The 15,373-nt window shown below is 42.6% G+C and carries 20 protein-coding genes; 7 read left to right on the forward strand and 13 right to left on the reverse strand.

Going from position 1 to position 15,373, the window contains the following annotated elements; translation table 11 throughout:
• Window positions 1-243 precede the first annotated feature (243 nt).
• Window positions 244-1,338, reverse strand: coding sequence for a Nif3-like dinuclear metal center hexameric protein (locus tag R8G66_07950; protein ID MDW3192281.1), 1,095 nt, complete (start codon window positions 1,336-1,338; stop codon window positions 244-246).
• 9 nt (window positions 1,339-1,347) lie between these two features.
• On the opposite strand from R8G66_07950, the gene lpxK reads away from it, so the two are divergent.
• Genes lpxK through R8G66_07965 form a run of 3 tightly spaced genes read left to right on the forward strand, consistent with a single transcriptional unit; the run spans window position 1,348 to window position 4,942 of the window.
• Complete coding sequence (gene lpxK, locus R8G66_07955) at window positions 1,348-2,406, forward strand: tetraacyldisaccharide 4'-kinase (protein MDW3192282.1); 1,059 nt, start codon at window positions 1,348-1,350, stop codon at window positions 2,404-2,406.
• Window positions 2,407-2,420: 14 nt separating this feature from the next.
• Window positions 2,421-4,340 carry a putative porin gene (locus tag R8G66_07960; GenBank protein MDW3192283.1) on the forward strand — a complete coding sequence of 640 codons (1,920 nt, stop codon included), beginning with the start codon at window positions 2,421-2,423 and terminating at the stop codon, window positions 4,338-4,340.
• A 5-nt stretch (window positions 4,341-4,345) separates the two neighbouring features.
• Window positions 4,346-4,942 (forward strand): tRNA-(ms[2]io[6]A)-hydroxylase, encoded by a 597-nt coding sequence (locus R8G66_07965; protein MDW3192284.1) that lies wholly within the window; start codon window positions 4,346-4,348, stop codon window positions 4,940-4,942.
• Here R8G66_07965 and R8G66_07970 read toward each other — a convergent pair.
• From R8G66_07970 to R8G66_07985, 4 genes are all read right to left on the reverse strand, one after another.
• Window positions 4,939-5,814: a hypothetical protein gene (locus R8G66_07970; protein MDW3192285.1), complete on the reverse strand. Its 876-nt coding sequence runs from the start codon at window positions 5,812-5,814 to the stop codon at window positions 4,939-4,941. The genes R8G66_07965 and R8G66_07970 overlap by 4 nt on opposite strands.
• A gap of 52 nt (window positions 5,815-5,866) precedes the next feature.
• A complete protein-coding gene (locus tag R8G66_07975; GenBank protein MDW3192286.1) occupies window positions 5,867-6,514 on the reverse strand; it encodes an SGNH/GDSL hydrolase family protein in 648 nt (215 codons plus the stop codon).
• Window positions 6,515-6,841: 327 nt separating this feature from the next.
• Window positions 6,842-7,372: a methylated-DNA--[protein]-cysteine S-methyltransferase gene (locus R8G66_07980; GenBank protein ID MDW3192287.1), complete on the reverse strand. Its 531-nt coding sequence runs from the start codon at window positions 7,370-7,372 to the stop codon at window positions 6,842-6,844.
• Window positions 7,373-7,444: 72 nt separating this feature from the next.
• Entirely contained in the window at window positions 7,445-7,783 is a 339-nt protein-coding gene (locus R8G66_07985; GenBank protein ID MDW3192288.1) for a DUF6249 domain-containing protein, read from the reverse strand.
• A 119-nt stretch (window positions 7,784-7,902) separates the two neighbouring features.
• Between R8G66_07985 and R8G66_07990 the strand changes: the two genes are divergently transcribed.
• Window positions 7,903-8,448, forward strand: coding sequence for a sigma-70 family RNA polymerase sigma factor (locus R8G66_07990; protein MDW3192289.1), 546 nt, complete (start codon window positions 7,903-7,905; stop codon window positions 8,446-8,448).
• Between the two features lie 5 nt (window positions 8,449-8,453).
• Window positions 8,454-8,816: a hypothetical protein gene (locus R8G66_07995; protein MDW3192290.1), complete on the forward strand. Its 363-nt coding sequence runs from the start codon at window positions 8,454-8,456 to the stop codon at window positions 8,814-8,816.
• Between the two features lie 153 nt (window positions 8,817-8,969).
• Here R8G66_07995 and R8G66_08000 read toward each other — a convergent pair whose 3' ends face one another.
• From R8G66_08000 to R8G66_08035, 8 genes are all read right to left on the reverse strand, one after another.
• A complete protein-coding gene (locus R8G66_08000) occupies window positions 8,970-9,308 on the reverse strand; it encodes a hypothetical protein (protein ID MDW3192291.1) in 339 nt (112 codons plus the stop codon).
• 86 nt (window positions 9,309-9,394) lie between these two features.
• On the reverse strand, window positions 9,395-9,649 hold the full coding sequence (locus R8G66_08005) for a hypothetical protein (protein ID MDW3192292.1): 255 nt from the start codon (window positions 9,647-9,649) through the stop codon (window positions 9,395-9,397).
• A 1-nt stretch (window position 9,650) separates the two neighbouring features.
• Window positions 9,651-9,911 (reverse strand): hypothetical protein, encoded by a 261-nt coding sequence (locus tag R8G66_08010; GenBank protein ID MDW3192293.1) that lies wholly within the window; start codon window positions 9,909-9,911, stop codon window positions 9,651-9,653.
• Window positions 9,912-9,917: 6 nt separating this feature from the next.
• Entirely contained in the window at window positions 9,918-10,154 is a 237-nt protein-coding gene (locus R8G66_08015; protein MDW3192294.1) for a hypothetical protein, read from the reverse strand.
• Between the two features lie 39 nt (window positions 10,155-10,193).
• Window positions 10,194-10,484 (reverse strand): hypothetical protein, encoded by a 291-nt coding sequence (locus R8G66_08020; protein ID MDW3192295.1) that lies wholly within the window; start codon window positions 10,482-10,484, stop codon window positions 10,194-10,196.
• A gap of 67 nt (window positions 10,485-10,551) precedes the next feature.
• Window positions 10,552-10,818 carry a hypothetical protein gene (locus tag R8G66_08025; protein MDW3192296.1) on the reverse strand — a complete coding sequence of 89 codons (267 nt, stop codon included), beginning with the start codon at window positions 10,816-10,818 and terminating at the stop codon, window positions 10,552-10,554.
• A 51-nt stretch (window positions 10,819-10,869) separates the two neighbouring features.
• Window positions 10,870-11,256 (reverse strand): hypothetical protein, encoded by a 387-nt coding sequence (locus R8G66_08030; protein MDW3192297.1) that lies wholly within the window; start codon window positions 11,254-11,256, stop codon window positions 10,870-10,872.
• On the reverse strand, window positions 11,249-11,908 hold the full coding sequence (locus R8G66_08035; GenBank protein MDW3192298.1) for an energy transducer TonB: 660 nt from the start codon (window positions 11,906-11,908) through the stop codon (window positions 11,249-11,251). The genes R8G66_08030 and R8G66_08035 overlap by 8 nt, the downstream gene beginning before the upstream one ends.
• A gap of 191 nt (window positions 11,909-12,099) precedes the next feature.
• Between R8G66_08035 and R8G66_08040 the strand changes: the two genes are divergently transcribed.
• Window positions 12,100-13,059, forward strand: coding sequence for an ROK family protein (locus R8G66_08040; GenBank protein ID MDW3192299.1), 960 nt, complete (start codon window positions 12,100-12,102; stop codon window positions 13,057-13,059).
• A gap of 128 nt (window positions 13,060-13,187) precedes the next feature.
• On the forward strand, window positions 13,188-15,323 hold the full coding sequence (locus R8G66_08045; protein ID MDW3192300.1) for a carboxy terminal-processing peptidase: 2,136 nt from the start codon (window positions 13,188-13,190) through the stop codon (window positions 15,321-15,323).
• The last annotated feature ends 50 nt before the right edge of the window (window positions 15,324-15,373 follow it).

The following is a 15,373-nucleotide window of genomic DNA, read 5'->3' on the forward strand; positions in this document are numbered from 1 at the left end:
TTGACAAAAGAACTGCAATATTAGCGAAAATTTTGTTTAATCGTGGCTGCTTACGAAGCTATCCTCTGTATTTTCTGATTGTAGTTCAACTTTCATTCCCTGCTCGCCAAAATTGTTTGTTTTAATGACCGTTCCAGGCTAAGCGAAATCAATAGAACTAAAGCTTATCAATACACCTAAATGTTGAGATTCCCTGGTCGGGCACCCCGCATACGCGGGAATGACGGAAAGGATTATTAGAGATTAGAAATATTTTACTGGATTAGTAACAACTTCTGACAGTAGGAAATCTTCATCAGCGAATTCACTTTGAAGCCGCTCGGCAATCAGGTTTTTGGTGAATACTTCACTTTCATAATGGCCGATATCCGCAATGATGATCTGTTCGTCTGCCTCGAAGAACTCATGGTATTTATAATCCGAAGTGATGAAGATATCTGCTTTTTGCCTTTTGGCATTTCTAAGTAAAAAGCCGCCGGATCCACCACAGATAGCCACTTTTGAGATGTGTTTTTTGACGAAAGCCGTACACTTCACCGTATTGAGTTCCATGCGTTCTTTTAGGGTTACAATGAAGGCCTCCGATTCCATCGGTGATTCCAGGGTGCCGATGGCTCCACTTCCAATATTCTGATTGCTATTTTCGAGTGCGTACATATCGTAAACCACTTCTTCATAAGGATGGTTCTGCTTCAATGCGGCAACGATTTTGCCTTTTGCATGACTGGGGAAAATTCCTTCAATGCGATTTTCTTCTACTTCTTCATCTTTGCCTGGGGTGCCAATAGCAGGATTGGCCGTATCATCAGGCCTGAAGGTGCCCGTACCCATCATTCGAAAGCTACAATGATCGTATTTACCGATTTCTCCAAGGCCCGCCTGATAGAGAGCATCCAATACACCTTGCGTTTGCGCTACGGGTACAAAAGTCACCAATTTGGTAAGTGTATCGGACTTGGGTTTTAGTATAGATACGTTTTGCAATCCGATTTTTCGAGCGATCATTGCATTCACGCCATCGTGTACATTGTCCAGATTCGTGTGGATCGCATAAATGATGAGGTCATTTTTGATGGCTTTTATGATACATCGTTCTACCCAGTGATGGCCCGTGATCCTTTTAATGCCTCCAAAGATCAGTGGGTGGTGAGCGATGACCAAATTGCAGCCTTTTTCAATGGCTTCATCAAGCACTGCTTCTGTGACATCCAGGGTAATGAGGGCTTTGGTGAATGTGGCGGAGGAATCACCAATCAAAAGTCCGGAATTGTCATATGATTCCTGATAACTCGGCGGAGCCCATGCTTCTAAAGAGGTTAGAATATCTTTGACCTTCATTTCGAAATTATGGTTTGGTGGCAAGTTATTTTATTTCCCTTTGCGATCCTCTATAATCTGGTCACCAGATTTAGAAACCACCTGTTTAACATAGGTTATACGCGTGCTTTTGACTTTGAAGTCAATACCATCGTCGTGGGAAACTTGAGTGTGGGCGGTACAGGAAAGTCGCCGATGGTGAGCTATTTACTAGAAAAACTTCAGCATGAATACCCCGCGGCGACATTAAGTCGGGGTTATGGGCGTAAGTCGAGAGGGTTCCTGGTGGCATCTGAGGAATCGTCGGCCAGAGATATTGGAGATGAACCTTATATGTTCTATCAACGACATGGAAATCAGGCCACCATTGCCGCGGGGGAGGATCGGGCTTATGCCATTCCAGGTATTCTTTATGAAGCCCCAGCAACGCAATTGATTTTGTTGGATGATGCGTTCCAACATCGCACGGTAAAGGCAGGGTTAAATGTGCTGTTAACCCGATATGATCGACCTTTTTACGACGATTATTTACTGCCGTCAGGGCAATTGCGAGAAAGCAGGACTGGAGCGAAACGTGCGGACCTCATTGTCATGACTAAGTGTCCGGATGATCTCGATAATGATGGAAAGGATCGGATCATCAGTAATATTCGAACATATGCGGATGCACCCGTTTATTTCACCAAGGTAGCTTATCAAGCGGCGGTGGCATTTGATGAAAGTGCTGTTCCTGAGGTTACTCCCAAATCATTTGTAGTAGTAGCAGGAATTGCCCACAATGCTGATTTTGTCGCATACTGTCAGGAAGCCTATTCCATAAAAGAAGTCTTCACTTTTCCTGATCATCATAATTATACCGAAAAAGACCTAATTCGCATTGCGGATGCCTTGAATCCTCAGACGGGATTGTTGACAACCGAAAAGGACTGGGTGAAGTTAAAAACGGTTAAAGGGTTACAAGGATTTGCCTGTTACTACGTTCCGATAAAGACTGTTTTCCTGGATGAGGAATCTCAATTTTTAGAGGAAGTCAAAAATAGTTTAAAGGAATACCCGCACGAGACTGTCGTGCAACCACAAGATCATTAGTTTTGCGCGTGTTTTTGAAAAAAATACTGGTATTTACGTTCCTCTGGGGAATAGCAATGGTTGCCTACGGCCAAAACCCAAGGCCAGGTCAAAATCCAAGACAAGGCCAAAATCAAGGGCGAGGACAAAGGATTGTAGATGACTCCACCAAGTTAGTTTATGGTCCATCCACGATCAAGATCTACTATGAGGAGGATGTCAAAAACAACATTGATAAGCGCCATGACCTGGATACGATCCTGTACAAATTTGAAAACTGGAGCTTGTACGATCAAAACGATCGCTTTTACCAAGACCTGGGTAATAACGCCACGGCCATGGCTCCGATCTTTTATGAGGTGCCGGATTTCATAGGTAAGTCTTCCGGGTTCACCAGTTATGATCGTCATTTCAAATGGCCTGATAAGCAGAAATATTATGATACCAAAAGCCCTTTCATGAATGTAGGGGCGGTTTTTGGAGCGCAGGGTCGGACCAATGTGGATTTCACCTTCACTCAAAATGTGACTCCAAAATGGAATGTGGGCATTGATTATCATCGGATCAACTCGGACAAGCAGATTGGGGCTACCCAAAATCAGGGCGATTTGAATGCCAGAAGTACCGTGTATGATATTTTCACCTTTTATCAGCATGATGAAAAGCCATACAAGCTGTTTTTCAATTTCACCAACTACCTTCAAAAAGGAGATGAAACAGGAGGGGTGCTGGTCTTATCTGAAAACCCATTGGAGTTTGAGTTTTTTCAGTATCGTGATTCCCGAATTCAGTTAGAAGAAGCGACTACCGAAAACAATTACAACAACACCCATCTTTATCATGAATATGGGTTTTTCAAACAATTTCAACTGTATCATCAATTAGATCGATTCAATCAGGAAAATACCTATGCCGATTTTCAGGATGGAGCTGCTTCGGATTATGATACTTACAGAGATTTTTATGACAATTTCCTGATCGATGCAGACAGTACCATCGAAGGAGCGAAGTTCAGCTCTTTTTCGAATGAAGTAGGGCTCAAAGGATCCGTTTCTTCGGTATTCTACCGCTTCTATGTTCGGCAGAGAAACGTTGACTTTACCTATCGACTGCTGAGTCAGGATCGGGTAACTGAAGGATATTTGGGTGGCCTGGCACGCTTCGACTGGAAGGGCTACAAAGTAGAGGCCAAGGCGGAGTTTTTATCTACCGGAGGGTATGACCTGCGAGGCAAATTAGAAAGCCCGATTTTAGAAGCTTCCTATCGCAGTACCCTGTATGAGTCCAGTTACTTGTATGATAATTATTTTGGCAATCACTATGAGTGGCGAAACGGGAATACTCAGGGCTTTGCCAATATCTTAAAAGGGAACCTGAAACTGAAGTTCGGAGAGCTAGATTTCAGACCGGGCATTTCATTATCCACCTTTGATGAGTTCTTCTATTTCGATCAAAACCGCATCGCGCAACAGGCTGTAGGTACGGCAATAATGACCCAGATAGGAGGGCATGTTAACTACAAATTGTTCACGAACCGAGAGTACGATCACGCGTTCCATTTCCACAATCAAATGCTCTACACCACCACTGCAGGTGGCGCTGGAGACTTGCTTCGGGTGCCGGAGTTTTTCTTCAATGGCCGTTATTACTGGGCGGGTAATATCTTTCAGCGATCTGTTCCTGTCGAAATAGGCATCAATGCTCATGCCAAGTCGGCTTACTTTGGCAATGGATTTGATCCGGTCACGCAACAATTTCACCTGCAGGATGACCTGCAAATCGATTCATTTGTCGCTGTAGACTTTTTCGTCAACATGCGGGTAGACAAAGTGTTTGCTTTCCTGAAAGTAACGCACTTGAATCAAGGTAATAATACTGGCTATTTCATTACTCCTTATTATCCGGGACAAAACCGGGTGATTGACCTGGGAGTACGCTGGTTGTTTTTTGATTGACAAGTATGGATGTAAAAACAGTATTGGGTCTAAAATTACCCACTGATCCCAGATGGGTGAATATTGCCGAGATGAACATCGAGGACATCCTGGTAGATCACGCCTACTGTGAGCAAAAAGCTGCCTCTTCATGTATCTCCCTGATCGTGCAGTATCCTGATAAATCCGAATTGGTAGAAGTACTCACTCCTGTAGTGGCGGAAGAATGGGCACACTTCGAGCGTGTACTGGAGCAGTTGAAAAAGCGAGGCTATGCGCTAGGAAAGCAACGAAAAGATGAATACGTCATTGCGCTTTCGGGTATCCTGAAAAAAGGAGGGAGTCGTGAACAGCAGCTGGTAGAGAAATTGCTCATGAATGCACTCATCGAGGCACGTAGCTGCGAGCGCTTCAAGCTGCTCTGGAAAAACATCGGCGAGGAAGAATTACAAAAATTCTATTATGAATTGATGGTTTCAGAGGCGGGACACTATGTCAATTTCATTGAATTGGCGAAACAATACATATCAGAAGACTATGTGAAAAGCCGATGGCAGGAATTTCTGGATGCCGAACGTGAAATCTTAGCTACGATGGAAGTAAGAGGGGATCGGATGCACTAGAAGGCATCATCGATCTCATCCGTAGTAAATTTCAGGAAATCTTTTCCAGACCGTTCCAATAACTTACGAAATGCACCGAATCGTTCGCTGGAAGTCTTTCCGTTCCTTACCGACACGAATGGATAGGGATAATCTGGATAAAGCATGTAATTTGATAAGATAATACCTTGTTCCAGCTCGTCACCGGCAGGGTTGATGCCATGCATCAAGAAGTCTACGCTAGAAAAAGAAATGGTGTTGGTTTGGTACAACGAAGAGATCTTCACCGTTAATAATGCGTCGAGACCAAGGTCTTTAGCCAGTTGTGCCATAAGGTCTGCAATGTAGCCGTTGGTGCCTTCCTCTACCCAGTTGTGAACAAATAGTTGCCCTTCTGCACTAGGTGTCAAATCATAACTTTGTATGGCCTGGATAAAAGGATCACTAAAGGTGCTTACTTCTTCCAGGGTCGCATCTAATGCAGCTTTGGCATTAGCTCCTTTCAAAAATTCTTCAGGTAGTACCAGTTCATATCCCGATCCTTCAAAAGCAGCAGTCAGTCCTTGCAGCGCATTTGATGAAATGTTATTGATGAAGTAATTCAGTTCACCTTCCTTAGAATAGATATATGTCAGGTGCGCCTTTCTACGCTGGAAATTTTCTTCAAACACATACATTGAGATCAAACCGATGCGTTTTGGTGCGAGGTTCGCCTTTGTGATCGCTTTCTGTTTGATTTCGGCCTTGTGGTCTTTGGCAAACGTTGAGTTCGCAAAAACACCATCGAAGAAAATTCGATCACTTTCGCCGATGAACTCTACAAAAGTTTTCTGCGCGACGGCTGAAAATGAGATGAAAAAGACCAGGATAAGGGGTAAAAGACGCAATTTCATGTATAGCATTTATTTCCGTGCTATTATCGTCAATTCTACGATCAAAAGAAAATCAATTCAAGTGAGGACGAACAACAGTTGTCCAAATCTCATAACCAGCATCATTCATATGCAGACCATCTTCAATGAACAGGTCTTCTTTCAGGTTACCTTCTTCATCCAACATGGGAGTCCACACGTCGATATAGGTTACTTGCTCTCTTTCCTTGCACAGGGCCTTGAGTTGTTCGTTGAGACTAACATATCTTTCCCTGAGTTCCCATCGGGTAATACTAGGTTTTGGAGAAATAATATGGACCGGTGTTTCAGGCATGTTTCTCTTAATGATACGAAGTAGTGTCTTCATATCGGCCAATACGAGATCTACGGTTTTTCCGGAATTGAGGTCATTGTCGCCTTCATAAATGAAGATCTGAGAAGGTTTTGGTTTAAGGATCAATTCCCTGACATAACAGACCAGATCACTGGTTTCTGATCCGCCAAAACCATGATTGATGATGTTTCCATTGGGAAAGTACTTTTCGGTATCCCAAAATCGGATGCTGGAGCTTCCGGCAAAAACAATGGGTGCCTCGTAGTTTTTCTCTTTGAGTGCGGTGGAAAGTTTTTTTACGTCTTCCTCGAATCGCTTGTGGTCCTGGCCAAAGACAGTGGAAATGAGGAAAAGGGATAAGGCCAATAAAAGTGTGCGTTTAAGCATAATGTTCTTTAGTCTTCGTTGGTGGTGGTTTACAAAGGCTATCAACAAATTTAAGGCTTTGTCTTCTGATTGTAAAAGCGCCGTACTTGAAATTTGCCGTTCTTTTGGAATGTCATTTTATTACTGTCTTGAGTTAGTTTAAAAAAGTCGTCAGTCTCGAAAATAAACCATTTATTTTCTGTGTAAATGAATTTTTATCACACCGGAAGCGGTCCGATCTTAGCATCGCAATGACGATCCTGTTCCTTAGCTTAATGGCATTGAGGAACATTGAAAGTCCCGAAATGCAGGGTTGTTTTTGCGAGTCAATTCATGGGAGGTGAATATTCAAAAGAGTGAGGCTTGTTTTGCAAAAGCTCCTTCCAGTTCCAACAAGGCTTTCTTTCGCCATAATTCTCCGGCGTAACCAGTCAATGATCCATCACTACCAATAACCCGATGACAAGGAATAACGATGCCAATGCGATTTTCTCCATTGGCTTTGGCCACGGCTCTGATGGCCTTTACATCCCCATATTTGATGGCTTGTTGTTGATAAGAAGTAGTACGACCGTATGGAATGTCAAATAAACTTTCCCAAACCTTCTCCTGAAATTTGGAACCGACCATGAGCAATTGAAGATCAAATGATCGTCTTTTCTGGTCAAAATATTCATTGAGTTGTTCTTGCACTTTCCTGGAAAGAGAGGTTTCCTCCGGTACGGGCCTGGCATTTAAGTGATTTGCAAGCTGTTTGAGTTGGTCGGCTACTCTCGTTTCATTTTCGAATTCCAGCAAGACCAGTTTATCGTTGAAGACGCCACAGCACATGTTACCAAGTGGCGTTTGTATGGTGCAGAAGGAGAGAAGGTCACTCATGAGATAAAAAAGAAGCTTGCCAAAATGACAAGCTCCAATATAGATAACTCAAGAAGACCAATTGAAATCGGATTATACTTTTTTGTTTTTGACCAGAAAGAAATAAAGTAAAAATCCTGTTGCAATACATACGGCCATGATGCCAAATGGCAGTGGAGAATCATGGTAGAAATCTACCATATTGATCAAAATCAGTCCGATGCCACCGAATAAAATGATCAGGCCCCATTTCAATGAAGCGTATTTACCATCTAATTCCTGATCATTGATAATGTTCGCCGCATCGGCATTGACCAGGTCTTTTTCGATGAGTTTTCTTTTTAATCGATAGTCTGTCATGATTTTCGTAAAGTATCCGATGCCTGCTGCTATTGTTGCAAGTACACCGATGGGAACTAAGATATCTTCCATATTTTATTTAGTTTAAAACCTCATTTGCCTCATTGGACAAAGCATGCCTATTGAAATGTTGCAGCCTATTAAAAAAAAGTGCAACATTTTTTTAAACCGGGTTGTCTACTGGATCAAATATGGACGAAAAAGCATTGGTGTCTCGTATTGTTTCCGGAGATCGCAGGGCCTTCTCCGACTTAATTTCGCAATATCAGCGATTAGTGGGGCATATTGTGTTTCGAATGGTAGATCATTCGATGGATCGTGAAGAGATTGCTCAAGATGTATTTGTAAAGGTATTTCACAGCATTGGGGAATTTCAGTTCCAATCGAAACTGAGTACCTGGATCGCTACAATTGCTTATCGTCATACGCTTAACTTCTTAAAGAAGAATAAGAAGTGGCAAGGACATAAAGACCTGGATGAAGATTTGGACGTAGCTTTAGAAGAATCTACTTACGAGGCGGAGGACCAGGCAGAATTCGTGAGAAAGGCCATAGAACAATTACCTTTACCTTATCGGACGGTGTTAACACTTTATCACCTGGATGGGTTTTCGTATCCCGAGATCGTTGAGATTATGGAGATGCCGGAGGGGACTGTGAAGAATTACCTTTTTCGCGCCAGAAAAAAATTGAAAACACTTTTGGAACCATTTTTGGAGAAAGAAGTATTAATTTGAAGGAAATGAAAGAGATAGATCGTTTACTTAATGAACAGGAGCGCCCTGAGAAAGGGTCAACGGAGTTTCATTTGATGAAGTCTCTGGAAAAAGACCTTGATTTTTCTTTTAGTTCACAATTCACGGAAAAGATCATGATGAAGATCCGTGCGCAGGAACGGAGAAGTCAACGCCAATTTTGGGTGATCTTAAGTTTAGGTATCCTCACATTCTTTGTCCTCGCATTTGTGGGCCTTTTCTATTTTATTGGATGGGAGGGATTAACAGGTATGAAAAATATCGCGATCTATGGTGTTCTTATAGGATTACTGGTCGTTTTCATCCAATACCTGGATCACCTGTTACTGCCCCGTATGAAGCTGGCGTAATCGCAGCAATCGAGGATTTACCCCTTAATTTTCTTAGTTTAAAGCATATTCAAAGATGATAGCCTGAGTGTGTCGATAAGCCTGAGTTTATCGTCTTGAACTGAGCCTGTCTACCTGGCCTGAGCTAGTCGACGTAAACTGAGCTAGTCGAAGTTATTCACGCGCTTCCCATTCCAGCATGTAGCTGGCAGTTGAGCCTTCTCTTTCGAGCATCATGTTGGCCGTAAAGGCACCTCTTTCTCCGCCGGGTGTTATGGTAAATGATCCCAATAGATCATTTTTACTTAGGAAATCAAAATCCCATAATTCGATTCGCATCTTCTCGTCCGAATGTTCAAAGGAGAGGTTCATATCTACTTTGTCTCCGGAGTTGATTTGCTTGTATAGGCCGGAAGGCCAGATTTTTTTACCGTCAAGTTTGAGGTAAACTTCGTCTTTATCTACTTCATCATTTAAAATGCACTGAAGTGATCTGAGCTTAATGGTTGCCATAGGTCGGTGATGTTGCTTCAGTAAATATACGTTGCTAAGTGATTACAACTCAAGTAAATGGAGAGAAGAAAATGGAAATGATGCTGCTATTTTTTACATGCTTCCAGTTTCCTCATTGCTTCCTCGGCTTTATTCTGGAATAACCTCGCCTCTGCAGCAGATTCTAATGCATGCTGTTTTATCAGTTCAACTTCCTGCTGCATTTTAATGCTAACTTCTTGCAACCGCATAGCTTCTGCTTGGGCGGATTCAGCCCTTTTTGTATATGTATTTGCTTTCCATAGAAAGTAGGCAGAAAAAAGGACACAGAATAGGAGGATGATGATGGGTAACTTTTTCATTTTATTCCCCGTTTTTGCATTTTTTTAAAGCTGCTTCGACAGTTTCAAGGTCGTTCAAGGCGATCCTTGCATCTGCTGCTGATTGTTGGGCATGGCTCTTTATTTCTAGACTGGTCCTCTCAGCTAACTCCAGTTGCTGGCGGCCTTCCTTTAAAATCTGTTCGGCATCTTCGGCATATCCTTTTCTTATCTCTGCAAATACACCGAAAAAGGCCGTGAGTAGGATGGCGCAGACCAATAATATCGTTTGATTTCTATTCATGTGTTACTATTTACCGGTGCATTCTGCGAGCTTTTCTTCGAGTATTCGAACTTGTCTGGCCTGATTTTGAGCTTCTTCTTTCAATCGAACCGCCTCTTTTTCACTTTTGATAGTTTCCTCGACCAATTTTTCAGCCTCTTGTTGTGCTTCTACAGCATATCCACGTTGGATTTGTGCTAATACGACAAAAAAGACGGTGACCAGCATCATAACGACCATTAATATTGTTCTAAGCGTTTTCATAGTATTAATATTTCTAAAATTTAGATTCAGTGACGGTTTTTACCTTCCAACCTTACAGTTCTTTAAGGACTTTTCGAGTTGACGAATTTTTACTTCTGCATCTTCCGCTTGCTGTTGAGCCATATTCATGGCCTTACGGGCATCAGAGGCCGCCATCTGAGCTGCCTCTTTTAATTTATAAGCGTCTGCTTCATAGTCCTTCAACGTTGTTTGCAGTTTAGTGACTTGCATTTGATAACTGAACGCTTCACTTCTTTGTTGCTGCGCATAGATGACACTACCAACACAGCCGATAATCAGTATGGTCAGGATGATATGAATAGGTTTCATAATTGATCAATTGATTTTTTAGTGAGAAATGTGATTTTGATGTGTATTGCTATTTTCTGATTCGGACTCACTTTTTACAGGCTTCCAGTTGTTCTTTCATCAAAGTGACTTGTTCATTCGATTGTGCAATGGCAGCTTCGGCCTGAATGCGGTTTTCTTCCGCCATTTGCTGTGCTTGTCTTGCATCGGAAGCTGCTTGTTGGGCTTTTTGGTAGGATTCATCAGCAATCAGTTTAGCCCCGCTAACTTCATTTTGCACCTTTAGATAAGCACCAACGAAGAAAGCATTGCTGGCGATCAGCACAAAGATGATGATGGTCTTGATATTTTTCATGACAGGATCGTTTTCGTAAAAAATAACGTACCTGCTGTTCGGTTGACGGAACTATAATCGTTCTTCGTATTGTGTCCTTTTGATACTGACGGCTTTTGCCGCGTAGATCATTAGCTGCGTTAAGGCAAGTAAGATACAAACAATAGAGAAAAAAAGCAGTATCTCTGAGAATTTAGGTCCCAGAGAATGGGCTTCACCATAAAGGCCGTTGATCAGGCCCGAAATGACCAGGGCAGCGCAACTAATGTAGAAAGCAGTCAGGGCACGGTTTAGACGGCTAAGTTGGCTTATTTTCTTTCGTATGATGTCGTGGTTGCTATCGGGCGTATTTAGCAAATTGGTCAGTTCATTGCTCAGTCCCATGGATAGGCTTGAAGTAGACATGATCAGCAATCCGACGCCTGGTAAAAGGGTGATGGGAAAATACCATTCATTCATATAAGTTGATCTTGGAGCTTACCAAAGTTACGTTTACTCCATCAAGCAATGCCGCAGACGGAAGATCTTCCGCAATGCTTAACAGATATGGCGTTTCAAAAAAGCTAAAGACAAAAGGAATAACAAATTTGGTGCGTAGTGCCTGACCATCTTTAACCGCGGGGATCCAATGGTCACGTACTTTATTGAATACCCGCATGATTTCCCTGGAACAACCATATCCAAGGTCGTGATGGATCTCCGGATTAATTGCATTACCCTGCTCATCAACTTCAAAGCTCAAAAATGACGTGCCTTCTATGCCTTTGTTTTGTGCTTCCTGTGGGTACTGCACATGTTTATAGATCGTTTGATAAAACTGGATATAAGAGCCCTTATAGCGAGGATAGACTTCCAGTTTGGCCACAGGGTACCAGTCTTGGCCTTTCACGAAATAAGATTTGTCTTCGATCGATTGTTGAAAGATCACCCGGTCGGCATCATAATCATACTCAAGTACCAATTTGCCGTTCTCGTAGAACTTCCAAATGCCGATCTTTTCCTTTTTCAGAAGTGTACCTTTCTGATCGGGCAAATCGATCTCCTTTCTCTTTTGCGCCTGAAGTGCAACGGCACTTAGTAAACAAATCACTATGATAAATGACTTACCCATAATTCAAAGATAAGTTTGGTTCCTGATTTCTATGCAATCGTTTAAATAACCGAAACGACAATTCACAGGTTTTTTCTTTTTGCTTCTTCTTAGTTTTGTTTCCTATTATTGCTGAATTGGTCTGCATGTATAAAGTAATTTGGAGGCTTTAGCAGCGAACATTTGATAAAAAAATTGTAACGCAGTACGTGATGGCAAAAGAAATTGCAGTTGGTATAGACATAGGAGGAACCCTGACTAAGGTGGGGTTGGTAGATAGGGAAGGTGAACTTTACGGTCATAGTGATTTCAGAACCAAGAACTGCGCCAACTTTGAAGAGTACCTGAGTATTCTTAGTTCGGAGATTGATAAGCTGAAGGCTGCATATGACGGAGAGGTCAACATCACGGGGATAGGAGTAGGTGCGCCTAATGCCAACTACTACCGCGGTACCATCGAACATGCGGCTAATCTGGATTGGAAGGGAGTGGTCAGGTTCAGGGAAGAACTGAACAAGATCTATGATATGCCGGTATTCATGACCAATGATGCCAATGCGGCTGCCATTGGGGAAATGATCTACGGCAATGCAAGGGAAATGAAAGATTTTATGGTCATCACCCTTGGAACAGGTCTCGGTAGCGGGATCGTTTCTAATGGTCATCTGATCTATGGTCATGACGCTCAGGCCGGAGAGCTGGGCCATGTCGTGGCGGTAGAAGGCGGTCGCATGAGTGGAATTGGTCGCAGAGGAGGTCTAGAGGCTTATGTTTCTTCTACTGGAATCAAAAGAACCATTTATCATTTATTAGCAGATTCCATGGAAGACAGTGTGTTTCGAGACATTGCTTTCAATAACATCCATGGTGAGGAGATCACTGAAGCTGCTGAAAATGGAGATCCAATTGCCGTGGAAGCCTATCGTTACACGGGTGAATTGCTGGGTAAGCAATTGGCTAATTTTGTTGCTTTTTCACACCCTCAGACCATATTTCTGCTCGGTGGTTTGGCTAAAGCCGGAAAATGGATCTTTGACCCGACCATCAAATATTTTGAAGAAGCGGTTTTGCCTTATTATAAGGGTAAGGTCACCATTGAGCCTAGTGGCATGATGGATAAAAATGCGGCAATTCTTGGAGCGGCGGCATTGGTTTGGGATCACCTTAGTTAATCGTAAATTCCCACTGACATCTTTTTTGCGCGGGTTTGATGCATTTTATTGGAACTCAAACAAAAAAAATCTGGTATTTTAGAAGACTATTTCGTCTCAAATTCGTTCTTGAATTAAAAATATACACCATGGTAAAGAGATTAGTGGCGTTGACTTGTTTGTCTATTTTCTTTGTTTTATCCGGAACGTCATTTGTTTTCGCGCAACGAGGGGCCGATACCCTTGAAGTGTTGAGACCTTTGCCAGAGCATGAAAACTCTTTGTTTGCAATGCTCAACCTGTTGAATCAGTATCACTACAGGAAGTTGCCGGTCAACGATTCTATTTCTGCGGTCATTTTTGATAATTATGTCTCTGCACTGGATCCCAACAAAATTTATTTCCTGAAGTCTGAGATCGATTATTTCTCTAAATACCGACTCCAACTGGACAATGATCTACAGACGGGTAACCTGGATTTTGCCTATCAGATTTTTGGGCTTTACCGGGAAAAATCATTGAAACGCCTGCAAAGTGTAGCAGATGAGCTAGAGGAAGAGTATGATTTTTCTAAAGAAGAAAGCTACGAGACGGATGCCGATAAAATTGAATGGGCAACCAATTATGAACAATTGAATGATCGTTGGCGGAAGTTGTTGAAGAATCAGGCATTGAATTTGAAATTGTCTGGTAAAGATTGGGGTGGAATCATCGACTTGTTAAGCAAACGATATGCCCGGGTCGCCAAGGCCATTTATCAATATAAGAGTGAGGATGTATTTCAACTGTACATGAACTCCTTTACACGCGCGTTCGACCCTCATACCAGCTATTTTTCACCCATAGCAAAAGAGAATTTTCAAATTGAAATGAGTTTGTCTCTGGAAGGGATCGGAGCTCGATTGACGCAACAACTGGATTATACCATGGTGGCGAGCATCGTTCCAGGAGGCCCTGCATTCAAAAGCAAACGGTTGAAGGAAGATGATCGTATCGTAGGGGTTGCTCAAGGAAAAAATGGTGATTTCGAAGATGTGATTGGCTGGCGATTGGATGATGTAGTACAAAAAATCCGTGGCCCTAAGGGATCAGTGGTAAGATTATTAGTTCTGGCGTCTGAAAAAGAAGTGACTGATCTGCCTGATACGCTGATGATCGTGAGAGACAAAATCAAATTGGAAGAGCAATCAGCAAAAGCAGAAGTAATACCGATCACTGAAGGCAACCAGACCTTCCGACTGGGAGTCATCAATTTGCCTAGCTTCTACATTGATTTTGAGGCACGTAGCAAAGGGCAGAAGGATTATCGAAGTACCACGAGAGATGTAAGCAAATTGATCGATGATCTCAAAAAGCAGGAAGTCGACGGCATCTTAATGGACCTTCGTTACAATGGGGGAGGATCGTTGCAGGAGGCCATAGACCTGACTGGACTTTTTATTCCACAAGGCCCTGTCGTACAGGTAAGGAATTACGATCAGTCGGTAGATAAATTGGCAGACGATGATAAAGCAACGGTAGCTTATGATGGTCCTCTGGCAGTTTTGGTCAATCGTTACAGTGCATCGGCTTCTGAGATTTTCTCCGGTGCGATTCAGGATTATAAGCGAGGTGTAATCGTTGGTGAGAACAGCTTCGGAAAAGGAACCGTTCAGAACCTAATCGATCTTGGAAGACCCGTGATGAATTATCTCAACCGAATGATCGCTTATAGAAAGCAAGCAGATCAGGATGTAGATGATTTGGTGGTAATGCGAGACCAATTGCGTTCTGGCGAAATTACCCTCGGACAGGTTAAAATGACCCTGGCAAAATTCTACAGAGTGACAGGAAGCAGTACACAGAAAATTGGTGTTGCACCTGATATTGGGTTCCCAACGCCATTTGATGCGAAGGATTTTGGTGAAAGTAGTCGTGAAAACTCTTTGCCCTGGGATGAGATCACTTCCGCATCTTTCACGCAAACCAATGAAGTTTCTGAGGAGTTGATTGATCGACTTTACAAACTATATGAACATCATCTGAATACAGACTCGGATTTGAGAAAACTGGCACAGGATATAGAGAAGATGAAAGAAGAGGATACTAACTCTATGGTTTCTCTCAACTACAATGTGCGTCAGGAAGAACGAGATCAGCAAGATGAGGATCCATTGGCAACAACCATTGAGGATACCGAAATTCCATTTACAGATGAGGAAAACGAAGAAAAGCTATCGGAGGATCCTTACTTGAAAGAAGCTTTGAGATTGCTGGCTGAAATGAGCCGAACCAAGGTGGGATAAGACACCTCTTAAGGATTTAATACGAACAAGTCCGGAGCGATCCGGACTTT

Source organism: Cytophagales bacterium (assembly GCA_033344775.1).
In the GTDB taxonomy this organism is placed as follows: domain Bacteria; phylum Bacteroidota; class Bacteroidia; order Cytophagales; family Cyclobacteriaceae; genus JAWPMT01.

Bases quoted from the DNA above. Each gene is read 5' to 3' on its own strand.
- R8G66_08010 (MDW3192293.1), bottom strand. From the start codon at position 9,911: ATGAATAGAAATCAAACGATATTATTGGTCTGCGCCATCCTACTCACG.
- R8G66_08015 (MDW3192294.1), bottom strand. From the start codon at position 10,154: ATGAAAACGCTTAGAACAATATTAATGGTCGTTATGATGCTGGTCACC.
- R8G66_07975 (MDW3192286.1), bottom strand. From the start codon at position 6,514: ATGCTTAAACGCACACTTTTATTGGCCTTATCCCTTTTCCTCATTTCC.
- R8G66_08020 (MDW3192295.1), bottom strand. From the start codon at position 10,484: ATGAAACCTATTCATATCATCCTGACCATACTGATTATCGGCTGTGTT.
- R8G66_08025 (MDW3192296.1), bottom strand. From the start codon at position 10,818: ATGAAAAATATCAAGACCATCATCATCTTTGTGCTGATCGCCAGCAAT.
- R8G66_07965 (MDW3192284.1), top strand. From the start codon at position 4,346: ATGGATGTAAAAACAGTATTGGGTCTAAAATTACCCACTGATCCCAGA.
- R8G66_08005 (MDW3192292.1), bottom strand. From the start codon at position 9,649: ATGAAAAAGTTACCCATCATCATCCTCCTATTCTGTGTCCTTTTTTCT.
- R8G66_07980 (MDW3192287.1), bottom strand. From the start codon at position 7,372: ATGAGTGACCTTCTCTCCTTCTGCACCATACAAACGCCACTTGGTAAC.
- R8G66_07985 (MDW3192288.1), bottom strand. From the start codon at position 7,783: ATGGAAGATATCTTAGTTCCCATCGGTGTACTTGCAACAATAGCAGCA.
- R8G66_07970 (MDW3192285.1), bottom strand. From the start codon at position 5,814: ATGAAATTGCGTCTTTTACCCCTTATCCTGGTCTTTTTCATCTCATTT.
- R8G66_08000 (MDW3192291.1), bottom strand. From the start codon at position 9,308: ATGGCAACCATTAAGCTCAGATCACTTCAGTGCATTTTAAATGATGAA.
- R8G66_08035 (MDW3192298.1), bottom strand. From the start codon at position 11,908: ATGGGTAAGTCATTTATCATAGTGATTTGTTTACTAAGTGCCGTTGCA.
- R8G66_08045 (MDW3192300.1), top strand. From the start codon at position 13,188: ATGGTAAAGAGATTAGTGGCGTTGACTTGTTTGTCTATTTTCTTTGTT.
- lpxK (MDW3192282.1), top strand. From the start codon at position 1,348: ATGGTTTGGTGGCAAGTTATTTTATTTCCCTTTGCGATCCTCTATAAT.
- R8G66_08040 (MDW3192299.1), top strand. From the start codon at position 12,100: ATGGCAAAAGAAATTGCAGTTGGTATAGACATAGGAGGAACCCTGACT.
- R8G66_08030 (MDW3192297.1), bottom strand. From the start codon at position 11,256: ATGAATGAATGGTATTTTCCCATCACCCTTTTACCAGGCGTCGGATTG.
- R8G66_07950 (MDW3192281.1), bottom strand. From the start codon at position 1,338: ATGAAGGTCAAAGATATTCTAACCTCTTTAGAAGCATGGGCTCCGCCG.
- R8G66_07995 (MDW3192290.1), top strand. From the start codon at position 8,454: ATGAAAGAGATAGATCGTTTACTTAATGAACAGGAGCGCCCTGAGAAA.
- R8G66_07990 (MDW3192289.1), top strand. From the start codon at position 7,903: ATGGACGAAAAAGCATTGGTGTCTCGTATTGTTTCCGGAGATCGCAGG.